General features: G+C 65.4%; 19 protein-coding genes. 7 read left to right on the plus strand and 12 right to left on the minus strand.

All coding sequences use genetic code 11. The features are described from left to right. Window positions 1-127: 127 nt before the first annotated feature. From QRQ56_RS38120 to QRQ56_RS38135, 4 genes are all read right to left on the minus strand, one after another. Window positions 128-1,420 carry an ATP-binding protein gene (locus QRQ56_RS38120; RefSeq protein WP_438746901.1) on the minus strand — a complete coding sequence of 431 codons (1,293 nt, stop codon included), beginning with the start codon at window positions 1,418-1,420 and terminating at the stop codon, window positions 128-130. Between the two features lie 42 nt (window positions 1,421-1,462). Continuing rightward, entirely contained in the window at window positions 1,463-2,521 is a 1,059-nt protein-coding gene (locus QRQ56_RS38125; RefSeq protein ID WP_438746902.1) for a UPF0104 family protein, read from the minus strand. A 486-nt stretch (window positions 2,522-3,007) separates the two neighbouring features. Then, entirely contained in the window at window positions 3,008-3,304 is a 297-nt protein-coding gene (locus QRQ56_RS38130) for a hypothetical protein (RefSeq protein ID WP_438746903.1), read from the minus strand. A 2-nt stretch (window positions 3,305-3,306) separates the two neighbouring features. Next, window positions 3,307-4,701: an OmpA family protein gene (locus QRQ56_RS38135; RefSeq protein ID WP_438746904.1), complete on the minus strand. Its 1,395-nt coding sequence runs from the start codon at window positions 4,699-4,701 to the stop codon at window positions 3,307-3,309. Between the two features lie 164 nt (window positions 4,702-4,865). On the opposite strand from QRQ56_RS38135, the gene QRQ56_RS38140 reads away from it, so the two are divergent. Together QRQ56_RS38140 and QRQ56_RS38145 are read left to right on the plus strand one after the other, a co-directional pair. Next, window positions 4,866-5,924: a polysaccharide deacetylase family protein gene (locus QRQ56_RS38140; RefSeq protein ID WP_438746905.1), complete on the plus strand. Its 1,059-nt coding sequence runs from the start codon at window positions 4,866-4,868 to the stop codon at window positions 5,922-5,924. Between the two features lie 243 nt (window positions 5,925-6,167). Beyond that, window positions 6,168-6,968 (plus strand): SDR family NAD(P)-dependent oxidoreductase, encoded by an 801-nt coding sequence (locus tag QRQ56_RS38145; RefSeq protein ID WP_438746906.1) that lies wholly within the window; start codon window positions 6,168-6,170, stop codon window positions 6,966-6,968. Window positions 6,969-7,145: 177 nt separating this feature from the next. Here the strand turns inward: QRQ56_RS38145 and boxB are convergent, their stop codons facing one another. The 5 genes from boxB to QRQ56_RS38170 all read right to left on the minus strand — a co-directional run bounded on the left by boxB (window position 7,146) and on the right by QRQ56_RS38170 (window position 13,583). Continuing rightward, window positions 7,146-8,597 (minus strand): benzoyl-CoA 2,3-epoxidase subunit BoxB, encoded by a 1,452-nt coding sequence (gene boxB / locus QRQ56_RS38150; protein ID WP_438746908.1) that lies wholly within the window; start codon window positions 8,595-8,597, stop codon window positions 7,146-7,148. Between the two features lie 148 nt (window positions 8,598-8,745). Continuing rightward, window positions 8,746-10,434, minus strand: a complete 1,689-nt coding sequence (gene boxC / locus QRQ56_RS38155) for a 2,3-epoxybenzoyl-CoA dihydrolase (protein ID WP_438746909.1) — start codon at window positions 10,432-10,434, stop codon at window positions 8,746-8,748. Window positions 10,435-10,552: 118 nt separating this feature from the next. Next, a complete protein-coding gene (locus QRQ56_RS38160) occupies window positions 10,553-11,077 on the minus strand; it encodes a DUF309 domain-containing protein (protein WP_438746910.1) in 525 nt (174 codons plus the stop codon). 18 nt (window positions 11,078-11,095) lie between these two features. Continuing rightward, on the minus strand, window positions 11,096-11,932 hold the full coding sequence (locus QRQ56_RS38165; RefSeq protein ID WP_438746912.1) for an alpha/beta fold hydrolase: 837 nt from the start codon (window positions 11,930-11,932) through the stop codon (window positions 11,096-11,098). Window positions 11,933-12,041: 109 nt separating this feature from the next. Continuing rightward, window positions 12,042-13,583 (minus strand): benzoate-CoA ligase family protein, encoded by a 1,542-nt coding sequence (locus tag QRQ56_RS38170; protein ID WP_438746913.1) that lies wholly within the window; start codon window positions 13,581-13,583, stop codon window positions 12,042-12,044. Window positions 13,584-13,705: 122 nt separating this feature from the next. On the opposite strand from QRQ56_RS38170, the gene QRQ56_RS38175 reads away from it, so the two are divergent. The 3 genes from QRQ56_RS38175 (at window position 13,706) to QRQ56_RS38185 (ending at window position 15,852) form a co-directional block, all read left to right on the plus strand. Continuing rightward, window positions 13,706-14,614 (plus strand): helix-turn-helix transcriptional regulator, encoded by a 909-nt coding sequence (locus QRQ56_RS38175; protein ID WP_438746914.1) that lies wholly within the window; start codon window positions 13,706-13,708, stop codon window positions 14,612-14,614. Between the two features lie 73 nt (window positions 14,615-14,687). Continuing rightward, the gene (locus tag QRQ56_RS38180; RefSeq protein WP_438746915.1) at window positions 14,688-15,083 is read left to right on the plus strand and encodes a group II truncated hemoglobin; all 396 of its coding nucleotides are present in this window, start codon (window positions 14,688-14,690) and stop codon (window positions 15,081-15,083) included. An 88-nt stretch (window positions 15,084-15,171) separates the two neighbouring features. Beyond that, on the plus strand, window positions 15,172-15,852 hold the full coding sequence (locus QRQ56_RS38185) for a transglutaminase-like domain-containing protein (RefSeq protein ID WP_438746916.1): 681 nt from the start codon (window positions 15,172-15,174) through the stop codon (window positions 15,850-15,852). A 121-nt stretch (window positions 15,853-15,973) separates the two neighbouring features. Here QRQ56_RS38185 and ybaL read toward each other — a convergent pair whose 3' ends face one another. Further along, a complete protein-coding gene (ybaL, locus tag QRQ56_RS38190) occupies window positions 15,974-17,710 on the minus strand; it encodes a YbaL family putative K(+) efflux transporter (RefSeq protein ID WP_438746917.1) in 1,737 nt (578 codons plus the stop codon). Window positions 17,711-17,866: 156 nt separating this feature from the next. Next, window positions 17,867-18,652, minus strand: coding sequence for an IclR family transcriptional regulator domain-containing protein (locus QRQ56_RS38195; RefSeq protein WP_438746919.1), 786 nt, complete (start codon window positions 18,650-18,652; stop codon window positions 17,867-17,869). A gap of 112 nt (window positions 18,653-18,764) precedes the next feature. Here QRQ56_RS38195 and QRQ56_RS38200 point away from each other — a divergent pair, with 112 nt between their 5' ends. Next, a complete protein-coding gene (locus QRQ56_RS38200; protein WP_438746920.1) occupies window positions 18,765-20,123 on the plus strand; it encodes an aromatic ring-hydroxylating dioxygenase subunit alpha in 1,359 nt (452 codons plus the stop codon). A gap of 175 nt (window positions 20,124-20,298) precedes the next feature. Continuing rightward, entirely contained in the window at window positions 20,299-21,735 is a 1,437-nt protein-coding gene (locus QRQ56_RS38205) for a glutamine synthetase family protein (protein WP_438746921.1), read from the plus strand. A 124-nt stretch (window positions 21,736-21,859) separates the two neighbouring features. On the opposite strand, the gene QRQ56_RS38210 is transcribed toward QRQ56_RS38205, so the two are convergent. Then, window positions 21,860-24,151, minus strand: coding sequence for a TonB-dependent siderophore receptor (locus tag QRQ56_RS38210; RefSeq protein ID WP_438746922.1), 2,292 nt, complete (start codon window positions 24,149-24,151; stop codon window positions 21,860-21,862). Window positions 24,152-24,252: the final 101 nt, after the last annotated feature.

The following is a 24,252-nucleotide window of genomic DNA, read 5'->3' on the forward strand; positions in this document are numbered from 1 at the left end:
AAGCGCCATCCGCGCCCGATCGCGCTCCCCGCACCGCCCCTTTAGGAGCGGTCGGCTGTGCTTTTACGAAGGTTTCGTGACAGTCGGATGACACAGCCAAGCGATTGAAATCGCTTCGATTTATGCCTTAGACGAAAGTCTTGGTCTGAGGAAAACAGGCGCTGAAAGTGGCGCCCTGCTTGGGCACACTCTCGATCAGAAGCCGGCCGCGATGGCGGTTAAGAATATGTTTCACCAGCGATAATCCGAGCCCGGTTCCGCCCTGCGAGCGGCTGTCGCCGACGTCCACGCGGTAGAACCGTTCGGTCAGCCGCGGCAGGTGTTCTGGCGCGATGCCGGGGCCGAAATCGCGGACCATGATCCGGATTTCCTCAGTTCCATCAGGAGCCGCGGCCGATTTCAGCGACACGATGACGCGTCCGCCCGAGGCGCCGTATTTGAGTGCGTTCTCGACCAGATTCTCGAACAGGCGGAGCAATTCCTCACGGTCGCCCGCGATCATCACCGGCTCGTCCGGCAGATGGATCTCGACCGCGACCTGGCGCTCGCGCGCCAGCGGCTCCAGCCCGTCGGCGACCTGGCGGATGATCGGCAACAGGTCGACCAGGGTGTCGGGCCGGACATGGGCCGACAGCTCGACCCGCGACAGCGACAACAGATCGTCGATCAGGCGCGCCATGCGGGTGGCCTGGTTGTGCATGATGCCGAGGAAGCGCTCGCGCGCCTTGGGATCGTCCTTGGCCTGGCCCTGCAGCGTGTCGATGAAGCCCGACAGCGCGGCCAGCGGCGTCCGCAGCTCGTGGCTGGCATTGGCGACGAAGTCGGCGCGCATCTCCTCGACCCGGCGCAGCGGCGTCTGGTCGTGGAAGGTCATCAGCATGCATTTGTCGGCGCCGCCGAAGCTGGTCGGCACCGGCACCGGAGTGATCATGAGCTCCATCCAGCGATCGACCGGGACATGATCGAGATAGGTCGCGCGCCGCGGCTCGGTGGTCGCGATCGCCTCGCGCAGCGCAGTGATGATCTCCGGCGAGCGCAGCGCGAACTGGGCGAGCTCGTTCCTGCGCAGCGCCGGCGCGAGCTGGGACGCGGCGACATTGAGGTGGAGGACACGGCCGGCGCGGTCGAGCAGCACGGCGGGATCGGGCATGCCGGCGACGACCGCGGCCACCGCCGCGCTCTCGACCGGGTTGATGCGCCTGGCGTCGTCGCGCGACGTTGCGGGATCATGCAGCCGCCACGGGATCAGTGCCGCCGCGGCGATACAGAGGAATACGATCGCGGCGTGCAGCGCCGACAATTCGCCGAGCGAGACCACGACGGACAGCGCCAGCGCCGCCGCAATCAAGATGACGGTCGAATGCCGCAGCCGGTCGGACCAGGGCTGAGCGGCGGGAGAAGAGGGGGCGTCGATCGCCATCGGGCGGACTTCTCCTGAAGGGCTTGTCCTAAGACCCTCGTGTTAAGACTTGGCGCCGTCGCTTCGCTCTCTCACATAAGCGGCTTCAGGCGCGGGGCCGGGGTCGAGTTTGAGCGCCGCCTGCTGCAGGCGCTTCGATCGCGCGCCGATGATAACTTCGCGAAACGTTAGCAAGATTACAGAAATGACGAAGGGCGACAGATAATAGAGGACACGGAACAGCAGCATGCCGCCGAGCAGTTCCTCGCGGTCCATCTGCCAGAGCCCGACCAGCATGGCGGCGTCGAACACGCCGAGCCCGCCGGGCGAATGGCTGGCGAAGCCGAGCAGCGTCGCCGAGACGAAGATCACCGCGACCACGACGAAGCCGAGATTGGGCTCGTCCGGGACCAGCACGTACATCGCGAGCGCGCAGAAACCGAGATCGATGATGCCGATCGCGATCTGGAGCAGCGTCAGCGGGCCGCCCGGCAGCACGACCGTCCAGGGCCCGCGGCCGACCACGCGCGGATGGGTCCAGACCCAGACCACGTAGCCGACAAGGCCGGTAATGATCGTCAGCGCCAGCACCCGGTTCAGCCATGGCGGAAGCTGGTCGATCGAGGCGGCAGCCTCGGGGTGATAGGAGATGCCGAGGCCGAGCACTGCGGCGTTGCCGAGCCAGAAGGTCAGGCCGGCGAGGAAGCAGATCTTGGCGACGTCGATCGCGTTCAGCCCATAGGCCGAATAGATCCGATAGCGCACCGCGCCGCCGGTGAAGACAGAGGCGCCGACATTGTGGCCGATCGAGTAGGAAGTGAAGGCCGCGAGCGCGTTGATGCGATAGGGCACATGGGCATGGCCGATCGCACGCACGGCGAACAGGTCGTAGAAGGTCAGCGTGAAATAGCCCGCGGCGACGAACAGCCCCGCCATCGCGATCTGGCTCGGCTCGGTGCTCTTGATCGCTTCGAGGACCTCGTTGACATCGATGCCCCGCAGCATGTGGTAGAGCACATAGCAAGCGATGCCGATGACCGCGACGCTGACCACAACGCCAAGCTTATGCAGGATTTGCTTCTCGCGCAGAAACGACGTCGCCCTGCGTATGGCTTCCAGCATCTAGACCTCGAACAACGCTTCAGCGGCCAGAATGGCCGGCGGACAGGCGGACGACGCACAGGCACTTGACGACCCCTCGCCGCCGGCTCCGGTATCGCGCATGCCCCCTGCCCCTCCACTAGCGCGTTTTCGGGCGCAGTGGAATTCGCCAATTCGAACAAAAACACGTGCCTTCAATATTTTAGGCAGGGTTGCGGGCTCCTGATGCACGGTTTGGCGCCTCTAGCGGCAAGGCTTGACGCGAATCTCCATGGTGATCCTGCGCAGGCGCCATGAAGTTTTGATGATTTCGGCCGCGCAATGTTCCTTCACGCCTTAAGTCGAAATCAATCTAGGGGCGGCACCCGCCTGTTGAAAGAGGGGGTATCCGGGGCATCGTTCACGGATTATCCGATGCGCCGGAAGGTCGCGGCCCCAAAAGCGGGGCCGGGGGTGCCGGCTCGCAACGCCGGCAGGCGCGGGTCCGATCCTTACGGAGCCGCCGGCTCAGCCGGCCCGCATGCTGCGCGCGACCACGCGGTCGCGCAGCCAGGCGCCGATGGTGCAGCCGACGAGGTAGCAGGCGAACATGATCAGCCCAAGGTCGAGCCAGTAGCCGAAGCGGCCGGGGACGACATGGGCGAACGAGGCCGCGACCAGGGCGACGGCAAGCGCGGCGAGCCAGCGCGCCGTCACCTTCGAGGTGCCGTTGCCGCGCTGGACCACCGAGATCCAGCCCATGCAGAAGCCGAGTAGCACCGAGCCGATCAGCCAACCCAGATGAAACGAGACGAGATAGGGCATCGTCACCTCACCAGAAATTCGATGCGGCGGTTCTGCGCCTTGCCTTCGTCGGTGTCGTTGCCGGCGACGGGCTGCGTGCTGCCGTGCCCGACCGCGGTGAAGCGGCTGGCAGGCAGGCCGGCCTTGACCAGATAGTCGATCACCGCTTGCGCGCGCTTCTCCGAGAGAGCCCGGTTGAAGCCGTCCTCGCCGTCGGCATCGGTGTGTCCGGCGACCTCGACATTGGTGTTGGGACAGCGCAGCGCCGTCTCGATCAGGTGATCGAGGATGGCGGCGGAATCCGGATCGATGTCGGCGCGCTTGGCGGCAAAGCGGATCTTGCCCTTGGCCAGGAGGTCCGTGAACAATTGCTGGCACACGGTGCCGTCGACCGGGCCCGCCGCGGGCTTCACGGTGATCTCCGGCTTGTACTGCCAGTTCTTCGGGAAGTCCTTGCCGAGCCCTGAGCGGATGTCGTTGGCGGCACCTTCATAGAGCGCATCGCCCGACAGCTTCACCTCGCGGTCGGAGACGACGAGCGTGCCGGTGGACAGTCGCGACAGCGCGCCGAGCGCGGCGACCACGGCGGTGTTGAAGGAGCCGGGCGCGCCGATGCTGGCCTTGAGGTTGTCGACGACCTTCTCCGTGAAGAATTTCCGTGCGGCGCTGGTGGCGATCGCCGCGTGGATGGTGTTGTCGGGCACATAGCCCGTCAGCGTCACCGTCGCAGCGACCGGATCCTTGTAGGCCTGGAAGATGTAAGGCGGCGCCTTGATGTCGTTGGCCGCGATCGAAAAGCCCTCGGGCAGGTTCTTCAGCGCCGTGGCGATCGCCTCGCGGCCGCCGAGATCGCGCGCCATGCCGGACAGATTGACCTTGGTGTCCGTGATCGTGATCTTGCCGTCCTTGAGCCTGCCGATCTGGTCGAGCAGCAGCATGGCGGCCGCCTCGAAGCGCGGCGGCGCGCCCCGCGCCAGCCCCATCTGGTCGGCCACCTCGACGCCGCCGACCTCCTTGCGGGCCGCCTCGGTCAGGCGCCCCTTCATCGACGGCAGCGGCGCGGAGCCCGACAGCGTCACCCGCACCACGTCGCGCTCGGCGTTCCAGACGAACGGCTTGGCCTCGGGAACAAGACGGGTCCGGTCGTCCACCAGGCGCACCCCGGGGACGGTCTCGACCGCCACGACGGCGTCGCGGCGCCCCTCCTCGGAGAAGGCATCCGCCACCAGGCTGACGTCGCGGCCGTCCACCGCGATCCGGGTCTTGTCCAGAACGGTCCCTTTCAGCGCCGCCGAGCTGCGGGCCGACAGGTCGGCCTCGACCGGTAAGGTATTATTCCAGCCCGCAAATCCCCACATGACGGCCAGGGGAATTAACCCCGGCCACCATTTGCTGGCCCACCTGAAAAGCTTCTGCATTCGACGACCCGAACTCTGGAACCGGAGACAAAACAAACCCTTGGCAGGCTGTCAAACCGGAAATGGCGCCCTTCCGAAGGCACCGGCTGGACAATTGGAATAACTTTTTCTTCAAGGGTTCTTCCGTAAGTTGAAGGCGGAATGCCAAAGTCCGCCAGCCGGTCATGAAACAACTCCGTAACAACGTCATCCGCGCCGGGCTGGGAGCACTCTATTTCAGCGGGGCGCACCATCTGCTGCGCCCGCTTCTGTCGGGCGTCGGCGCCATTTTCATGCTGCACCACGTCCGGCCGGCCCGCGAGGCCGCGTTCCAGCCGAACCGGCACCTCGAGGTCACCCCCGAATTCCTGCGCGCCACGCTCTGTCATCTGCGCTCGCGCGACATCGACATCGTCACCATGGACGAGCTGCATGAGCGGCTGGTGCAGGGCCGGTTCGAGCGCCGCTTCGCCGCCTTCACCCTGGACGACGGCTATCGCGACAATGTCGATCACGCTTTGCCGGTCCTGCGCGAATTCGACGCGCCCATGACCGTCTATGTCGCGAGCGATTTTGCCGAAGGCACGGGACGGCTGTGGTGGGCGGCGCTGGAAGCCGTGATCGCCAAGGCCGAGCAGATCGACATCACGATCGGGCATTCCGCGCTGCGTCTCGATGCGACGACGCCCGCGGCCAAGCAGGCCGCCTATGACCGCCTGCACGACTGGCTGCGCGCGCTGCCGGGCGAGCACGATCTGACGCGCGAGATCGAGGCGCTGTGCACGAGATATGAGGTGGACCTGGCGGCCTTGTGCCGCAGCCTCTGCCTGTCCTGGACCGAGCTGAAGGCCTTTGCCGACGATCCCCTGGTGACGATCGGCGCGCATAGCGTCAGCCATTGCAACCTCGCCAAGCTGGCGGAAGACGTCGCCGCGCAGGAGCTGGCCACGAGCCGGGCGCGGATCGAGCAGGCGCTGCAGCGTCCCGTGCTGCATCTCGCCTATCCCTATGGCGACCGCGAAGCCGCAGGCACGCGTGAATTCGGCCTGGCCGCGACGGCCGGATTCAAGACCGCGGTGACGACGCGGCCCGGCATGCTGTTCGCCGAGAACGCCGGCCAGATGACGGCGCTGCCCCGCGTCTCGCTCAACGGCAATTACCAGGACGCGCGCATCCTGCCGGTGCTGACCTCGGGCGCGGCGACCGCGATGTGGAACGGCTTTCGCCGGATCGCGGCGGCGTAGGCCGCATTCTCGGCTGTCGTCCCCGCGCACGCGGGGACCCATACCGCGGAATTTATCGATCGCCGTTGGTAGGCGTACCGAGCGATCAATCTTCCCCAAACTGCTTCCTGTGGTTATGGGTCCCTGCGTGCGCAGGGACGACACCGAGTTGGTGTGACCGCCGTCGCGCCACACTTCCATCCAGTCCCTTCCTTGACTCCCCTCCCCGCCCCGCCCAAAACAGCGCCAACCAAGGGAGGCATCATGTTCAAGGATCTGTTCTCGCTCAAAGGCCGCGTCGCATTGGTGACCGGCGGCTCGCGTGGCATCGGCAAGATGATCGCGGCGGGATTTCTCAGCGCCGGCGCGGCCAAGGTCTACATCACCGCGCGCAAGGCCGGACCGTGCGAGGCCACGGCCAAGGAGCTCAGCGCGCAATATGACGGCGAATGCATCGCGCTGCCGATCGACATCTCCACCATCGAAGGCTGCGACAGGCTCGCTTCCGAAATCATCAAGCTCGAGCCGAAGCTCGACATCCTCGTCAACAATGCCGGCGCGGCCTGGGGCGCGGAGTTCGACGAATTCCCCGAAAGCGGCTGGGACAAGGTGATGGACCTGAACGTGAAGTCGCTGTTCTTCCTGACCAAGGCGCTGGCGAAGCCGCTGCGCGCCGCCGCGCGCGCCGACAGCCCGGCGAAGGTGATCAACATCGCCTCGGTCGACGGCATCTTCGTCAATCCGAGCGAGACCTATTCCTACGCCGCCAGCAAGGCCGCCGTGATCCATCTGACCCGGCGCATGGCGACCAAGCTGGTCAAGGACAACATCAACGTCACCGCGATCGCGCCGGGCGCCTTCAAGTCCGACATGAACCGCGCCGCGCGCGACCATTCGGACGAGGTCGCCAAGCGCATTCCGGCACGGCGGATCGGCAGCGACGAGGACATGGCGGGCGTCGCCATCTATCTCGCCTCGCGCGCGGGGGATTATGTGGTCGGCAACACCATCGCGGTCGACGGCGGCGTGGTTTACGCCAATGCGGGGCTGGAGATAGCGGGGTAAGCGGGGGGCTGCTTACGCTCCGCACTTACCACACACACCGCTGTCATGCCCCGCGAAGGCGGGGCATCCAGTACGCCGCGGCTTCGCGGCTTAACAACAATTGCCTCTGGAATACTGGATCACCCGCCTTCGCGGGTGATGACAGTCCTCGTGTGGCAAGAGCGTTCGCCCTCCCCCTTACGACTCGATCTTCACGTACTCGAAATCGCCGGGCTTGTTGTCGATGCCGATCTTCGGCGGCGAGATCCAGGAGGCGAACTTGCCTTGCTCAGTGACGGGCTGCATCAGCGAGGTGATGAAGTCGCCGTCGGCGGTCGAGGGCAGCCAATCATCCTTGCGCTTCGCCCAGGTCGCATCGTCGATCAAGAGGCCGTCGGGCGTCGCATGGATGCCCTTGAACTCGCCGATGTGGCGATGGAAGGCGACGTTCGGCAGCTTGAGCTGGAAATCATAGCCCGCGGTCGTGATCACCTTGTTCCAGCGCAGCATGCCCTTGACGCAGTCTTGGCTGTAATCGTCGCGCAGGCGCATGTTGAGCGCGGTCAGCGCCGGCTCGTCGACCAGCTTGATCTCGCCGTTGATCAGCTTGAGCACCGGATAGGTGGAGTTCTTGAGCTGATGGTCGTCCTCGATCTGGGTCTCGTGATAGCGGCCCTTGATGCCGGCGTTGAAGGCGTTGGCCGCGTTGGTCGAGACCTCGGAGCCGAACAGATCGAGCGACAGCGTGTAGTGCAGGTTCAGCTTCTTCTGGATGGTCGGAAGATCGATCACCCCGAGCGCGCGGACCTTGGCGATGTCGGTGGGATCGGTGATGCCGGCCTCGCGCATCGCATCGCAGGTGCGCTGCACGACGCGGGTGATGCCGGTCTCGCCGACGAACATGTGGTGCGCTTCTTCGGTCAGCATGAAGCGGCAGGTGCGCGACAAGGGATCGAAGCCCGACTGCGCGAGGCTGTGCAGCTGCATCTTGCCGTCGCGGTCGGTGAAGTAAGTGAACATGAAGAAAGACAGCCAGTCCGGCGTCGCTTCGTTGAAGGCGCCGAGCATGCGCGGCGCGTCGGCATCGCCGGAGCGGCGGCGGAGCAGATCATCGGCTTCCTCGCGCCCGTCGCGGCCGAAATATTTCTGCAGCAGATAGACCATCGCCCAGAGATGGCGGCCTTCCTCGACATTGACCTGGAACAGATTGCGCATGTCGTAGAGCGACGGCGCGGTCTTGCCGAGATGGCGTTGCTGCTCGACCGAGGCCGGCTCGGTGTCGCCCTGGATCACGATCAGGCGGCGCAGCATGGCGCGATGCTCGCCCGGGACTTCCTGCCATGCCGGCTCGCCGTAATGCTCGCCGAACGGCACGACGCGGTTCTCTTCCTGCGGCGCCAGCAAGATGCCCCAGCGATATTCGGGCATGCGCACATAGTCGAACTTGGCCCAGCCGCGCGGATCGACCGAATAGGCGGTGCGCAAATAGACCAGCGATTCCTGGAAGCCCTCAGGCCCCATATCTTTCCACCAGTCCATGTAGCCGGGATGCCAGCCTTCCAAGGCTTTCAGTACCTGGCGGTCTTCGGCGAGATTGACGTTGTTCGGAATCTTGGTCGAGTAGTCGACGTTCATGATGTTCATGTTCATGGCCGTGCTCCTTGATCGGTCTCGTGTCCCGGACGCAGTGCGGCGCGAAGTGCTGCACTGCTGAGCCGGGACCTATTGTCTCGTCTCTCTGGGTCCCGGTTCTGCGCAGCGGCATTGCATGCCGCAGCGCGCCCGGGACACAAACCTGCTACACCCGCGTCATATCGAATTTCGGCTTCTGGCCGCTGCCGTAGCGGCGCAGCGCGCCTTCCTCGCCGACGGCGTTGGGGCGCTGGAATATCCAGTTCTGCCAGGCCGTCAGGCGCGAGAAGATCTTCGACTCCATCGTCTCGGGGCCGACGAAGCGCAGGCTCGCTTCCATGCCGGTGAGACTGTCGGGCGAGAAGCTGGCGCGCTCCTCCAGAAACACGCGGACCTCGTCGTCCCAATCGATGTCGTCGAGCGCGAAGGTGACGAGGCCGAGCTCCTCGGCCTGCTCGGCGTCGAGGCTGGTGCCAAGCGTTGCTTCCGCGCGCTCGACGTCGGACGGGTCAGCCTGGAAGCGCGATTGCAGCCGGGTCAGGCCATGGCTCATCGGATAGGGTCCGAAATTCATGGCGGAGAGCTCGATCGACGGCGGCGGTCGGTTGTCGCCCTGGCGGGTGCCGATCAGCATGTAGGAGCGGTCGGCGGCGAAGACGAGCTCGGCGAGCGTGCCGGCAAAGCAGGAACCGGGCTCGACCAAGGTCACCAGCGTGCGCGAGGTAACGTCGATGCGCTTGAGCACGCGCTTCCAGTAATGCCTGATTTCGTTGACCAGCCAATGCGCCTTGTTGGCTTCGAGGAAGGCATCATTCGCGAGCACTGAAGCGCGGTCGCCATGGCTCTTGAACACCAGCATGGCGATCTCGAGCTCATTGATGCGCAAATGCAGGATGGCATCGTCGAGCTCGCGCGCGACCTGCAGCGGCCAGAACGCGGCACCCTGCGCCATCATGCCGTCGATGTCGGCGGGCGGCGCCGCCTCCGGCGCCTTGATCGAGAGAGTGGCGATGCGGGCAGTGCGATCGATATCGACGGTGACGAAGCCGTAACGGATGCTGTTCTCGTCGATCACGCGCTGCAGCGGCGTCAGCGCGATGCCCTTGCCGCTGCCCTTGCGCTTGGAGGCCGCCGCGAATTCCTTGGCGCGCTCGGCGATCTTGGCCTCGAGCTTGGAGTTCGGCGCGATCTCGTCGACGAGGCGCCACTGCACCGCGCGCTTGCCCTTCACGCCCTCTTCGATGGTGCAGAAGAAATCGGCGTGGTCTCGGCGCACCTTGCGCTTGTCGACGACGCGGGTGAGACCGCCGGTGCCCGGCAGCACCGCGAGCAGCGGCACTTCCGGCAGTGCGACGGCGGAGGAGCCGTCGTCGGCGAGGATGATGTGGTCGGTCGCGAGCGCCAGCTCATAACCGCCGCCGGCGGCCGAGCCGTTCACCACGGTGATGAAACGCTGGCCGGAATTCTCCGAGGAGTCTTCCATGCCGTTGCGGGTCTCGTTGGTGAACTTGCAGAAATTGACCTTGTGGGCGTGCGTGGAGCCCGCGAGCATGCGGATGTTGGCGCCGGCGCAGAACACGCGGTTCTTGGCCGAGCGCATCAAGACGACCTTCACCTCGGGATGCTCGAAGCGCAGGCGCTGGACCGCATCAGCGAGCTCGATGTCGACGCCGAGATCATAGGAATTGAGCTTGAGCAGATAGCCCTCGAACAGGCCGCCATTCTCGTCGACGTCCATGGTCAGCGTCGCGACGTCGCCCTCGACCGCGAGCTTCCAGTGCTTGTAGCGGGACGGTTCGGTCTGGAAATCGATGAATGTCGCGCCGCCTGCGAGGCGCCGATCTTCCCCGGCCATGGGTCATCCCTGAGCTTGATTATGCATGATCGCCGTAGCGTTAGATGCACAATAGTGCATCTTTTCGGACGAGTCTAGCCCTTAGGCTACCTCACATGCATTTTGTTTCATGGGCGGCTTACGACCGCGCGGAGGCCCCGAGGGCGATCCAGTCGGCCTTGGAGAGTTCGGGACGGCCGAGCTTGGCCTGCAGCAGCAGGACCAAAGCGGGGACCGGAAAGCTCTCGACGAAGCCGTCGCCGGCCGCCACCGCCTTGCGCGAGATCAGCGCCTTCAGCTCCGCCAGCGCATCGCCGAACAGGCGCGCGGCCGAATGCGACTTCTGCATGCGTAGCCGCAGATTCGCGTTGGCGATGTGGATGCAGGCGCGCAGCAGGACACGCTCGCGGCCGCCCTGGGGCGCAGCCGCCCATACCGCCTCGAGCACCTCCTGCGCCTCCCAGAAATAGCCGCGGTCGTTGAGCGCCAGCCCGTAGCGCAGTGCCGGATGGCGCGCCGGCACGTAGCCTCGGAAGACCGACGGCACCAGCGCCTTGGCCAGGTCCAGCGTTTCGGAATCGGCATCGGACGCGCCGGTCTCGCCCGGCACATGGGCCCATTGCGGCCACGGCAACGGGCCGGTGACATGTGAAGGCACATTCATGGATGTGCCTCCGCATGGTCATGCGGCGTGGCCTTGGAGTCCCTGATCGTCGCGCAGGGCCGCTCTTGCAAATTGCTCAATTGCGTCAAGCGTCGCCCCCGGCGCTTCACGATGCGGGGAATGCCCCGCCTCTGAAATGAATTTAAAATCTACCGGACAGTAGCACTCTTCCCTGGCAATTTCGACCTGACGCAATGTCCCATATTGATCTTTCTCGCCCTGCAGGATCAGGACGGGTACGCGGATATAGGCGAGGTATTCGGAAATGTCCCAGTCGCGGAATTTCGGATCGAGCCAGGCGCCGTTCCAGCCGTAGAAGGCGTTGTCGACGTCCTTGTGCCAGCGCGCCAGCTTTGCCTTGAGGTCGGTGGTCTCGAAAATCGTCTTGATCTCCGCGATCGACGTCACCGAGACGTCCTCGACGATGAAATGCGGCGCGATCAGCGCGACGCCGTGCAGACGGTGATCCTGATGTGAACCGGCGTAAATGGTCGCGATCGAGGCGCCGTCGGAATGGCCGAGCAGAAGGCCGCGCTTGAATGGAATCGCATCGAGGATCTTCGGCAGCACGTCCAGCGCCTCGCGCTGCATGTAGTCGAGCGGCCGCGGCAGCGTCACCGGGCTCGACTGCCCATAGCCCGCGCGCGAATAGGCGAAGATGCCGGCGCCGGTGGCTTGCTGCAGCTTCTCGGGGAGTTCTCCCCAGAGGCCGACCGAGCCGAGACCTTCATGCAGCATCACGATGGTGGGGGCGTCGGCCGCTGCGGGCGCGAGCCATTTATATTCGAGGCTGGCGCCGCCGATGCTGAGGAAGCCGGTGGGGGTGAGGTTGGTCATGCTGTCGTTCCCGTTCATTCCGTCATTCCGGACAGCTCGCAGCGTGAGCTGATCCGGAATCTCGAGATTGTTTTGCGACTCGAGATTCCGGGTTCGATGCTGCGCATCGCCCCGGAATGACGAGAAATCAATTCGCGCCTTCCCGCAGCTTGAACCGCTGGATCTTGCCCGTCGCCGTCTTCGGCAAGGAGTCCACCACGTCGATCCAGCGCGGATATTTCCACGGGCCGATCTTCTGCTTGACGTGGTCTTTCAGCATCTCCTGCAGGTCCGTAATCGTCGCGCCGGGGCGCAGCACGACGAAGGCCTTCGGTTTCAGCAAGCCTTCCGGATCGGCTTCCGGCACGACGGCAGCTTCCAGCACGGCGGGATGCGTGATCAGCGCGCTCTCGACCTCGAAGGGCGAGACCCAGATGCCGGAGACCTTGAACATGTCGTCGGCGCGGCCGCAGAAGGTGTAGCGGCCTTCGCCGTCCCTGACATATTTGTCGCCGGTGCGGGTCCACGGCCCCTCGAAGGTGCGGCGGCTCTTGTGGCGCTGATTCCAGTAGCCCTCGCCGGCCGAGGGCGCATCGACCAGCAGTTCGCCGACCTCGCCGTCGGCGACATCCTGTCCGGCCTCGTTGACGAGCCGCACCGCATAGCCCGGCACCGGCTTGCCCGAGGAGCCGTATTTGATGTCGCCGGGCGCGTTCGACAGGAAGATATGCAACAGCTCGGTCGAGCCGACGCCGTCGAGAATGTCGACGCCGAAGCGCGACTTCCAGCTGTTGCCGACGGATTCGGGCAGCGCCTCGCCGGCCGAGGTGCAGATACGCAGAGACTTGCCGCCGCGCTCGCTTTTCATGGCGTCGTCGTTGAGCATCGCCGCAAACAGCGTCGGCACGCCGTAGAAGATCGAGGGATTGTAGCGGTTCATCAGGTCGAACATGCGCGCCGGCGTCGGCCGCTCGCTGTTGAGGATCACGCTGGCGCCGACCGACATCGGGAAGGTCAGCGCATTGCCGAGCCCATAGGCGAAGAACAGCTTTGCCGCCGACAGGCACACGTCGCTCTCGCGGATGCCGAGCACCTGGCTCGCATAGGTGTCGGCGGTCGCCTGCAGATTGGAATGGATGTGGCGCACGCCCTTCGGCATGCCGGTCGAGCCGGACGAATAGAGCCAGAACGCCGGCTCGTCCGGATGCGTCGCGGCGGTAGTGAACTGGTCGCTCTCGCCGGCGAGCTCCTCCGTGAGCTGCTTGTGCCCGTTCTGCTTGGCGCCGGCGACGACAACATGCTCCAGATCGGGCATGCGGCCGACGACGTCCTTGATGACAGGATAGAGCGCCTCGGACACGAACAGCACGCGCGCGCGGCAGTCGGCGAGGATGTAGGCGTACTGGTCCGCGGTCAGCAGCGTGTTGAGCGGCACCGGCACGATGCCGGCGCGGATCGCGCCCAGGAACACGACCGGGAAGTCGATCGTATCCAGCATGATCATCGCGACACGCTCCTCGCGGCGGACGCCGAGCCGGCGCAGCATGTTCGCGGCGCGGCAAGTTTGCTGCTGGAGTTCGCCATAGGTGAGCCGCGAGACGGTGTCGTCGAAGGCCAGCTTGTTGCCCCGGCCTTCGGCGACGTTACGGTCGAGCAGCCAGGTCACCGCGTTGTAGGATCCCTCGCTCACGGACTTCTCCCCCGAATTTAGAATTATAATTCATAGAAAGACACTGCGGCGGCTTGCTGTCAATGCTAGCAGGCATTATGTTTCATTAAAATGCGCCGCAGGACATCCCTTAAAGAAGGCTCATGACCGACAGTCCCGACGCCGAATCCCACTTCCTCGAACAGCTCGGCCAACGCGTGCGCACCATGCGCGCGCTGCGCGGCATGTCGCGAAAAGTGCTCGCCAAGGTCTCCGGGATTTCGGAGCGCTACATCGCGCAGCTCGAGAGCGGCAAGGGCAACGTCTCGATCGTGCTCTTGCGCCGCGTCTCCGATGCGATGGGCGCGCATCTCGAAGATTTGCTGCCGAGCGCCGAGCCGACGCCGGACTGGCAGATGTTTCGCGACCTCCTGCGCAAGGCGACGCCCGCGCAGATCGCGCAGGCCAAGGATTTTCTTACCGGCGGCAGCGCCAATGCGCCGCGGCGCGCACCGTTCTGCGGCATCGCGCTGATCGGCCTGCGCGGTGCCGGCAAGTCCACGCTCGGGCGGATGCTGGCGAAGAAGATCGGCTGGAGCTTTGTCGAGCTCAACAAGGAGGTCGAGCAGCAGAACGGGCTCTCGGTCGCCGAGATCATCGCGCTCTACGGCCAGGAAGGCTTTCGCCGCATGGAGCAGGCGGCGCTGCAGCAGCTGCTCGCGCGCAACGAGCTGATGGTGCTGGCGACCGGCGGCGGCATCGTCTCGGAGCCGCTCACCTTCGACCAGATCCTGACCTCGTTCTACACGATCTGGCTCAAAGCAGAACCGGAAGAGCATATGGCCCGCGTGCGCCGCCAGGGCGATCTGCGACCGATGGCCGACGATCGCTCCGCCATGGCCGAGCTGCGCAACATTTTGCTCAGCCGCGAACCGCTCTATTCACGCGCGACGGCGGTGGTGGATACGGCGGGGCTGTCGGTTGATGCTGCGGCCGCAAGGCTGATCGATGCGGTGCGACCGGTGCTGCAGAACGAAGCCCGCAGCTTCGGGCTACGGAGTGTGGCGCTTTAGGGCGACGGCGGAGTTTGTGGCAGCGCTACAACGCCCCTATATGCGAGCCCAGCAGCAAACATCCGGACCATTCATGACCTCCACCGACGTCACCACCTCCATGTTCGAGCGGATCGGCGGCAGTGCCACGATCGAGACCCTGGTGGATCGTTTCTACCAGCGCATGGACACGCTGCCGGAGGCGAAGATCATCCGCGCCATGCATGCGGACGATCTCGGTTTGATCACGGGCGTGCTGAAGCGCTATCTCACGGAGTGGACCGGCGGACCAAAGCTCTACACGCCCGAGAAAGGGCATCCGCGGCTGCGGCAGCGCCATATCGGCTTTGCCATCGGAGATGCCGAGCGCGATGCGTGGATGCTGTGCATGCGCGGCGCGATGGAGGAGACGATCGCAGATAGCGCTGCACGGCAGGAGCTGGACAAGGCGATCTCGGGGCTTGCGGACTGGATGCGCAATCGCCAGTGAGTTGGCAGCAGCGCCTCGACGCAATTCGGAGCGCGCATCCGCATCGCTTGATTTGAGTTCCGCGGCGATCGCCTGCTAAACTCGCGACATGACCGACATCCTCCCCGATACCATCCGCCGCCTCTACACCGACCCCGGCGAGTACATCGACAGCGATCACCCCGCCGTGCAGCAATTCGCGAAGGACGCCGTGCGCACAGACGCGAACGCGCGGGAGAAGGCCAGCGTGCTCTACAAGAAGGTGCGCGACGGCATCCGCTATAACCCCTATGTCAGCATGCGCGTCGCCGAGACGTTCCGCGCCTCCAGCGTGCTCGCTGCGGGGCAAGGCTATTGCGTCGGCAAGGCCGCGCTCTATGCCGCCGCCTGTCGCGTCCACGACATTCCCGCGCGAGTCGGCTTTGCCGACGTCAAGAACCATCTCACCACGGAGAAGCTGCGCGCCAGCATGGGCACCGACATCTTCACCTGGCACGGCTTTACCGAAGTGCATGTCGACGGCGCCTGGCGCAAGGCGACGCCGACCTTCAACGACACGCTCTGCGCCAAGGTCGGCGTGGCGCCGCTCGACTTCGACGGCCACAGCGACGCGCTGCTGCATCCGTTCGACGGCGAGGGCCGCGCCTACATGCAATATGTCAACGACCGCGGCACCTATCACGACGTGCCGGCGAAATTCCTGATGCGTGAGATGGCGCGCGATTACGCCAACATGCAGGGCGAGGATCTGTCGGGCCGCGACATGGAGCGCGAGGCGGAGGCGCGGTAAGGCACGCTGCCGTAGCCCGGATGAGCGAAGCGACATCCGGGATTCCTCGTGAGGACTTTCCCGGGTATCGCTTCGCTCACCCGGACTACGAAATTTGCAGGCCGGTCAATTTGCAAACCGGTCATGACGCCCCGACCGCGAGGGTGCGGGAATCTTGCTGAGCAGCATCCGGAACTCTCCTCTCCAGCTCCTCGATCATGCCGCGCGCGATCTCCCGCTCGCCCATGATGACGACGTCGGCCCCCAAGCCCTTCAAATGATCCACCTCGGCATCCGCATGCGCCCGCGCGATGATGCGGATATCAGGGTTGGCCGCGCGCGCCTGCTGCACGATCTGTCCGGCCTCGAACGCCTCAGGGATCGCGATCACCAGATGCCGGGCCCGCGCCGGATTGGTGGCGCCGAGGATATCCGGCTGCGCGGCATTGCCCGTGACGGTCTCGATGCCGCCCTGCTTCAGCTTCGCCAACGCGCTCTCGCCGACCTCGGCGACGAGGAACGGCCATTGGCGCTGCTGCAGGGCATCGCCGACCAGCGCGCCGACGCGGCCATAGCCGATCACGATGGTGTGGTCGGCCAGGTCAGTGGTGCGGATGGGCTCGGGCACAGCGGCCGCCGTGGCTTGCGGCGAATCGCGCCTTGCATCGAGGCGGGGTGCGAGCCAGGTCGCCGCCGCGAACATCAGCGGGTTGAGCATGATGGAGAGGATCGCACCGGCCATGATGAGGTCGCGGCCCTCGCGCGGCAGGATCTGCGACGCGACGCCGAGCTCGGCCAGGATGAAGGAGAACTCGCCGATCTGCGACAGGCTCGCCGAGATCGTCAGCGCGGTCGCGACCGGATGCCGGAACAGCACCACGATCAGGAATGCCGCGACCGACTTGCCGAGCATGATGATCACGAGCGTCGCCAGCAGCGGCCACGGCTCGCGGACCACGCTCATCGGGTCGAACATCATGCCGACCGAGACGAAGAACAGCACGGCGAAGGCATCGCGCAGCGGCAGCGATTCCTGCGCGGCCCGCGCGCTGAGCGGCGATTCCCGCAACATCATGCCGGCGAAGAACGCGCCCAGCGCCAGCGAGACGTCGAACAGCTTCGTCGCGCCGAAGGCGACGCACAGCGCGATCGCCAGCACGGCGAGGCGGAACAATTCGCGCGAGCCGGTATGCGCGATGTAGTGCAGGATCCAGGGGATCACCCGGCGGCCGACCACGAGCATCAGGCCGATGAACACGACGATCTTGACGATGGTCAGCATCACGACGCCGGCGAGGCCAAGGCCGAGCTGCGCGGCCAGCGGCTCGAAGGCGGGCTTGCCGTCGCCGCCGCCCTGCAGGCTGGCGATCGCGGGGAACAGCACCAGCACGAGCACCATCGCGAGGTCCTCGACGATCAGCCAGCCGACGGCGATGCGGCCGCGATCGGTTTCCATCAGGCGCCGCTCCTGCAGCGCGCGGAGCAGCACCACCGTGCTCGCGACCGACAGGGCGAGGCCAAATACCAGGCCGGCACTCATGCCCCAGCCCATCAGCCATGCAAGGCCGAGCCCCATCAGCGTCGCCGCGGCGATCTGAACGACGGCGCCGGGTACCGCGATGTTGCGGACGCTGAGCAGATCCTGCAGCGAGAAATGCAGGCCGACGCCGAACATCAGCAGGATGATACCGAGCTCCGACAGCTCGATGGCGAGCGCCTGGTCGGCGACGAAGCCCGGCGTGAACGGCCCCACCGCAACACCGGCGAGGAGATAGCCGACCAGCGGCGGAATGCGGAACCGCTGCGCGATGGTTCCAAGTACGAAGGCTAATCCAAGTCCAACGACGATGGTGGCAATCAGAGGTGTGTCATGCGGCATTTTCGCCTTTTGACACAGCAGGCCCGGGTGTGCACCGCGACCTGTGCGCGCGGGCAGCAGCGCATTGCGGCGCGCGTAGCCCGGATGAGCGGAGCGACATCCGGGTGGCAAGGACGCTCCCGGGTATCGCTTCGCTCACCCGGGCTACAAGGCGCCCTACAGCAATTGCGAGCGCACGGAGTCCGCGCCTTCGCGCAGCAATGGCAGGAATCGCTCGATCAATTCCTGCGCCGGCACGCGGTCGACATGCGCACCCATGTTGATGGCGGCGACGATCACATTGTCGTAACGGCGCACGGGAACCGAGATCGAGCGGAAATGCGGCTCGGCCTCGCGGTCCACCAGCGAATAGCCTTGCGCGCGGTCGGCGGCGATGCGCGCAAGCAGCGCCTTCGGATCCGTCATCGTCTCCGGCGTCAGCGCTTCGCGCGGCATCGCCTTCAGGCGCGCCGCAAGCGCGGCATCGTCGAGCTGGCCGAGCATGGCGCGGCCGACCGAGGTGCAGAAGGACGGCAGGCGATAACCGATCTCCAACCCGCCCGAGAACACGCGTGCCGGGCTGCCTCGGGCGATGAACACGACGTCGTCACCATCGAGCACGGCGAGCGAGGAGATTTCGTTCGCCGCGGTCGCGACGCGATCGAGCACGGGCTGGAGCACCGCGACGAGCTGGTTGGAGCGCAGGTAGGACGCCGCCAGCGTCAGCACATGCGGCGTCAGCGAGAACAGCTTGCCATCGCCGGCGACATAGCCGCCGCGCTGGAGCGTGAACAGCATGCGCCTGGCGGTGGCGCGCGGCAGATCGGCGGCCCGCGCGAGGTCGCTCAGCGTCATCGGTCCCGGGTTGGTGCCGAAGCACTGCAGCAGGCGCAGGCCGCGGTCGAGCGCCTCGACGAAGTCCGTCGCGCGCTCCTCGCTCTCGCTCCGCTTAGGCTTGGGCATGGTGACGGGACAATCCTGCAAAATAGTGCTTGCTGCCGATCCAAGGCATGTCATAATTCGCCCATTCGTTCAATAGGCGAACAAACGCCACTCCACAAAGGATGCTACTGCCATGATGAGCCAGGAGCAGAACGACCTGATCACCCGCACCGGGCCGAAAGATCCATGCGGGAAATTGATGCGGAGCTACTGGCAGCCGGCGGCGCTGGTGGATGAACTCGAGGGTGCGCGGCCGATCCGCCCGGTGCGCTTGCTTAGCGAGAATCTGGTGCTGTTCCGCGACGAGACCGGTCGCTACGGCCTGATGGATCGCCACTGCGCACATCGCGGCGCCGACCTTGCCTTCGGCCGGCTCGAACATGGCGGCCTGCGCTGCGCCTTCCATGGCTGGCTGTTCGACGCCACCGGCCAGTGCATCGAGACCCCGGCCGAGCCGAAGGACTCGAAGCTCTGCCAGAACATCCGGCAGCGCTCCTATCCCGTGGTCGAGAGGAGCGGCATCCTCTGGGCCTATCTCGGCGAAGGTGAGCCGCCGGCATTTCCGGAGCTCGATTGCTTCGTCGCGCCCGGCACGCACACCTTCGCGTTCAAGGGCCACATGGCCTGCAACTGGCTGCAGGCGCTGGAGGTCGGCATCGATCCCGCGCATGCCTCGTACCTGCATCGCTTCTTCGAGGACGAGGATACGTCGACCGCTTACGGCAAGCAGTTTCGCGGCGCGTCCGCGGGAAGCGACTTGCCGATGACGAAGATCCTGCGCGAATATGATCGTCCGATCATCAATGTCGAGCACACCGAATACGGCCTTCGCCTGATCGCGCTGCGCGAGATCGACGAGGAGCGCACCCATGTGCGCGTCACCAACCAGCTTTTCCCGCACGGCTTCGTCATCCCCATGAGCACGGAGATGACGATCACGCAGTGGCACGTGCCTGTCGATGACGAGAACTGCTACTGGTACGCGATCTTCACCAGCTATTCGAACCCGGTCGACAAGCAGAAGATGCGCGACCAGCGGCTCGAGCTCTACGAGCTGCCCGACTACAAGTCGCGCAAGAACAGCGGCAACGATTACGGCTTCGATCCGCACGAGCAGCAGACCGCGACCTATACCGGCATGGGCAACGACATCAACGTCCACGACCAGTGGGCGGTGGAATCGATGGGCGCGATCCAGGACCGCACCAAGGAGCATCTCGGTTCGAGCGACAAGGCGATCGTGCAATATCGCCGCCTGCTGCGGCAGGAGATCGAGAAGGTCCAGGGCGGCGAGAAGCCGATGCTGTTCCTCGACGAGGCCAATGCGCGCAGCATCCAGGGCCCGGCGACCATGGACGGCATCGGGCCGACGCGTGGCTGGGAGACTTACTGGATGGAAGTCGACGTCAAGCGCCGCCGCGGCGCGCCGTGGACCGCACCGGTGCCGAAGGAGATCGCGGACAACGTGCACCGGCTGACGGCGGCGGAGTGAGGATGCCATTCGCTGCGCGTGGGTCGCGACGGCGGCTCCACATTTTCCGCTGTCATGCCCCGCGCAAGCGGGGCATCCAGTACGCCGCAGTCTCTCGTGGATACGTCGCCGTCTCTGGAATACTGGATCGCCCGCCTTCGCGGGCGATGACCGTGTGGGCTAAAGGAGCAACACAGTGACTTTCGTCGCGCGTCATGCGCTGTGGTCGGATGAGCAGAAGGACGCAGCGGCGCGGATGCGCCGCATCGTCGAGGAGAAGAATCTCGAGGTCATCCGCCTCGCCTTCCCCGACCAGCACGGCATCCTGCGCGGCAAGACCATCATCGCCTCGGAGGCGATCGCCTCGCTGGAGAGCGGTTGCTCCATCACCACCACCATGCTCGCGAAAGACACCTCGCACCGCACGGTGTTTCCGGTGTTCATCGCCGGCGGCGGCTTCGGCATGAAGGAGATGGAGGGCGCGGCCGACGTGCTGATGGTCGCTGATCCCGCCACCTTCCATGTGCTGCCCTGGGCGCCGGCGACGGGCTGGGTGCTGTGCGACCTGTATTTCAGCGACGGTCGCCCGGTGCCGTTCGCGACGCGCTCGCTCTATCGCCAAGTGCTGGGCGAGCTCGCAAGCCGCGGCCATGAGTTCGTCGCCGGCCTCGAGGTCGAATTCCACATCTTCAAGCTCGACGATGCGCATATGCGGCCCGAGGACGCGGGACAGCCGGGCACGCCGCCCTCGGTGAGCCTGCTCAGCCACGGCTACCAATATCTCACCGAGCAGCGCTTCGATCAGATGGAGCCGGTGCTGGAAATCCTGCGCCGCGACATCGTCGCGCTCGGACTTCCCTTGCGCTCGGTCGAGGTCGAGTTCGGTCCGAGCCAGTGCGAATTCACCTTCGCGCCGAAGAAGGGCCTGGAGCCCGCCGATAACATGGTGCTGTTCCGCAGCGCCGTGAAGCAGATCGCGCGCCGGCACGGCTATCACGCCACCTTCATGTGCCGGCCGAAATTGCCGAACGTGTTCGCTAGCGGCTGGCACTTGCATCAGTCGATCGTCTCGCGCGCGAGCGGTGAGAACCAGTTCATGACGAAGGACGGCAGCGAGCCGCTCAGCGCGTTCGGCAAGGCCTGGCTCGCCGGCCTGCTCGACCACGCCCGCGCCTCCACTGTGTTCACCACCCCGACCATCAACGGCTACAAGCGCTACCGCTCCTACTCGCTGGCGCCGGACCGCGCGATCTGGGGCCGCGACAATCGCGGCGTGATGATCCGCGTGCTCGGTGGCCCGGGTGACGCCGCAACGCGCCTGGAGAACCGCATCGGCGAGCCCGCCGCCAATCCCTATCTCTACATGGCCTCGCAGATTCTCTCAGGGCTCGACGGCGTCGACCGCAAGCTCGATCCCGGCCCGTCCGCCGACACGCCCTACGAGACCAAGGCGCCGCTGCTGCCGAAGAGCTTGCGCGATGCGGTCGGCGCGCTGAAGGACGATCCGTTCTTCCGCGAAAAGCTCGGGGCGGAGTTCGTCGACTATTACACCCACATCAAGAACGCCGAGATCGATCGCTTCCTGAGCGAGGTGACGGATTGGGAGCACCGCGAATATTTCGAGGTGTTCTGAGCGGGGCACACCGTCATGGCCGGGCTTGTCCCGGCCATCCACGCCTTGCATCGCGGCATGAAGAACGTGGATGCCCGGGACAAGCCCGGGCATGACGACCGCTTTGTGAATGATCCGAGCTGGCTCACCAGCGATAGCCGAGCGTCGCGATGACGGTGAGCGGAGCGCCGCGGTAGCAATAGCCGACCTGGCACGTGGTGTAGTGCAGATTGAACAGGTTCTTGGCGTTGACCTGGAACGTCATCCCCTTCAGCTCCTTCGCCGCCTGGCTGAAATCATATTTCAGCGCCGCGTCGACCAGGGTCACCGAGCTGTTCCTGAACGTGTTGGCGTCGTCGCCATAGCTCCAGGACATGTGGCGCACGCCGGTGCCGATGCTGAGACCTGCGAACGGGCCGGCCAGCGGCAGGGCGTAATTACCCCACAGTGTCGCGGTGTGCGGAGGATTGCCGGACGGAAACTTGCCGATCGTCGTGCTGTCCGCGGCCTGCTTGGTCACCATGTCGAGATAGGTGTAGGACGCGTTGATGTCGAAGCCGCCGCCGAGGCTGGCAAGCCCCTGCAATTCGAAGCCGCGGCTCTGGATCTCGCCGCGCTGGACCGTCACGCCCGTGCCGGTCGTCACCAGTCCGCCATCCTGCGTCAGGTCGAACACCGCAGCGGTGACGAAGCTCCGCGTTCCCGGCGGCTGATATTTGACGCCGATCTCGGTCTGCTTGCCGGTGGTCGGCTTGAAGAAGGCGCCGGTGGGATCGACGCCGAGATTGGGGAAGAACGACGTCGAATAGGCGACGTAGGGCGCGACACCGGAATCGAACACATAGGTCAACCCGGCGCGGCCGCTATAGGCCTGATCGGACTGCGTCTGCCTGGTCAGCGCGAACAAATCCTCGCCCGCGGAGCGGACCCAGTCGCTGCGGCCGCTGAGGGTGAGGATCCAGCGGTCAAGCCTGGCCTGGTCCTGGATGTAGACGCCGGACTGGGTCTGCCGCTGCTGGATCGAGGACGAGATCGCTGGATCGGGGATGGCTTCCGGCGCATAGACCGGCGCGGCCAGATTGAGATCGGAGACACCGAAGCCAAACCCCTGCTTGTCGGTGAACTTCGACGAGGTGTAGTCGGTGCCGACCAGCAGCGTGTGCTGCACCGGGCCGGTGGAAAGCTTGGCCTCGACCTGATTGTCCATGATGGCCGATTGCAGCGTGTCGTGGACGTAGCCGGTATAGCGCGAGACCACATTGCCGACGGGCGCGCCGAGAAAGCCGACATAGCGGGTGACGGCATCGAGATCGACGTAGCGGAATTTCTGGCGCACGGTCACGGCGTTGTTGAACGCATGCTCGAACAGATAGCCGACCCGTCCCTGCTCCTGATCGAGCGAATTGTAGGACGGGCTGCCGGTGAAGATGTCCGTGGTCGTCCCCGTGCCCGTGGAATAGGTGAACATCGAGCCCGGCGTCTTCGATTTCTGATAGGCGCCGAGAACGGTGAGGGTCGTCGATTGGTCGGGCTTCCAGGTGACGGCGGGAGCGATGTAGGTGCGATTGTCCTTGCCGCCCGGCACGAACACGTCGGCATCGCGCACGACGCCGGTCAGCCGATAGGAGAACTGGCCGTTGGGATCGACCGGCCCCGAGAAATCGAAATTGCCCTGGATGCGCTCGCGGTCGCCGAACACCGTCTGCACCTCGTGGAAGGGCTGGCTGGTCGGCAGCTTGCTCTGCAGGTCGACCAATCCGCCGGGCGAGCCGAGGCCATAGAGTGCCGAGCTCGGCCCACGCACAACGGTGATGCTGTCGACGCCGTAGGGCTCGGTCTTGAACACGCCGAGGCCGGCACCGACGAGACGCAGGCCGTCGAGATAGACGCCGTTATAGGTGACGTCGAAGCCGCGAATCGAGAAGGCGTCGAAGCGCGGATCGTAGCCCGACGCATCGACGCGGACGCCCGGTTCGTAGCCGACCGCTTCCGTCAGGGACTGCACGGCGCGATCGTTGAGCTCCTTGCGCGTCACGACCGAGATCGACTGCGGCGTCTCCAGCAGCGGCGTGCTGGTCTTGGTGCCCGCCGAGCTGCTGTTCGCGACATAGCTGTTCTCGCTCGAGACGTTGCCGCGCCCGGCCCCCGCTTCGCGCGCGTCCGAATTGCGGCCCTGCCCGCCCTCCAGATTGCGCTGCGCGGTGACGCGGCCGCGCTGCGATTGGGACGTGCGCTGAGCCGACTGGGCACGCCTCGCCTGCTTCGGTGCCTCCACCGTGACGGGGGGCAGCGTTCCGGCCGTCGTTCCGGAACCGGTCCCGGCGACCTGCGCGGCCGAAGGCGTCGCGTGCAGGGCCATCCCCAGACCGGCGGCCCCAAGACCAGCCTTCACCACCCGTTCCCAGCCGAACGTCCGTCCCTCGTCACGCCTCATCATCTTCCCCGAATTCTGTCTTCAAGCAGACCCGGGAGTAATCAGATCGAGGCGCGCACCGCCTTTGCGGCCGGGCAAATCACCTTTGATCCCACGTGGAGGCC

It is taken from the genome of Bradyrhizobium sp. U531, from assembly GCF_051710265.1.
Classification (GTDB): Bacteria; Pseudomonadota; Alphaproteobacteria; order Rhizobiales; family Xanthobacteraceae; genus Bradyrhizobium.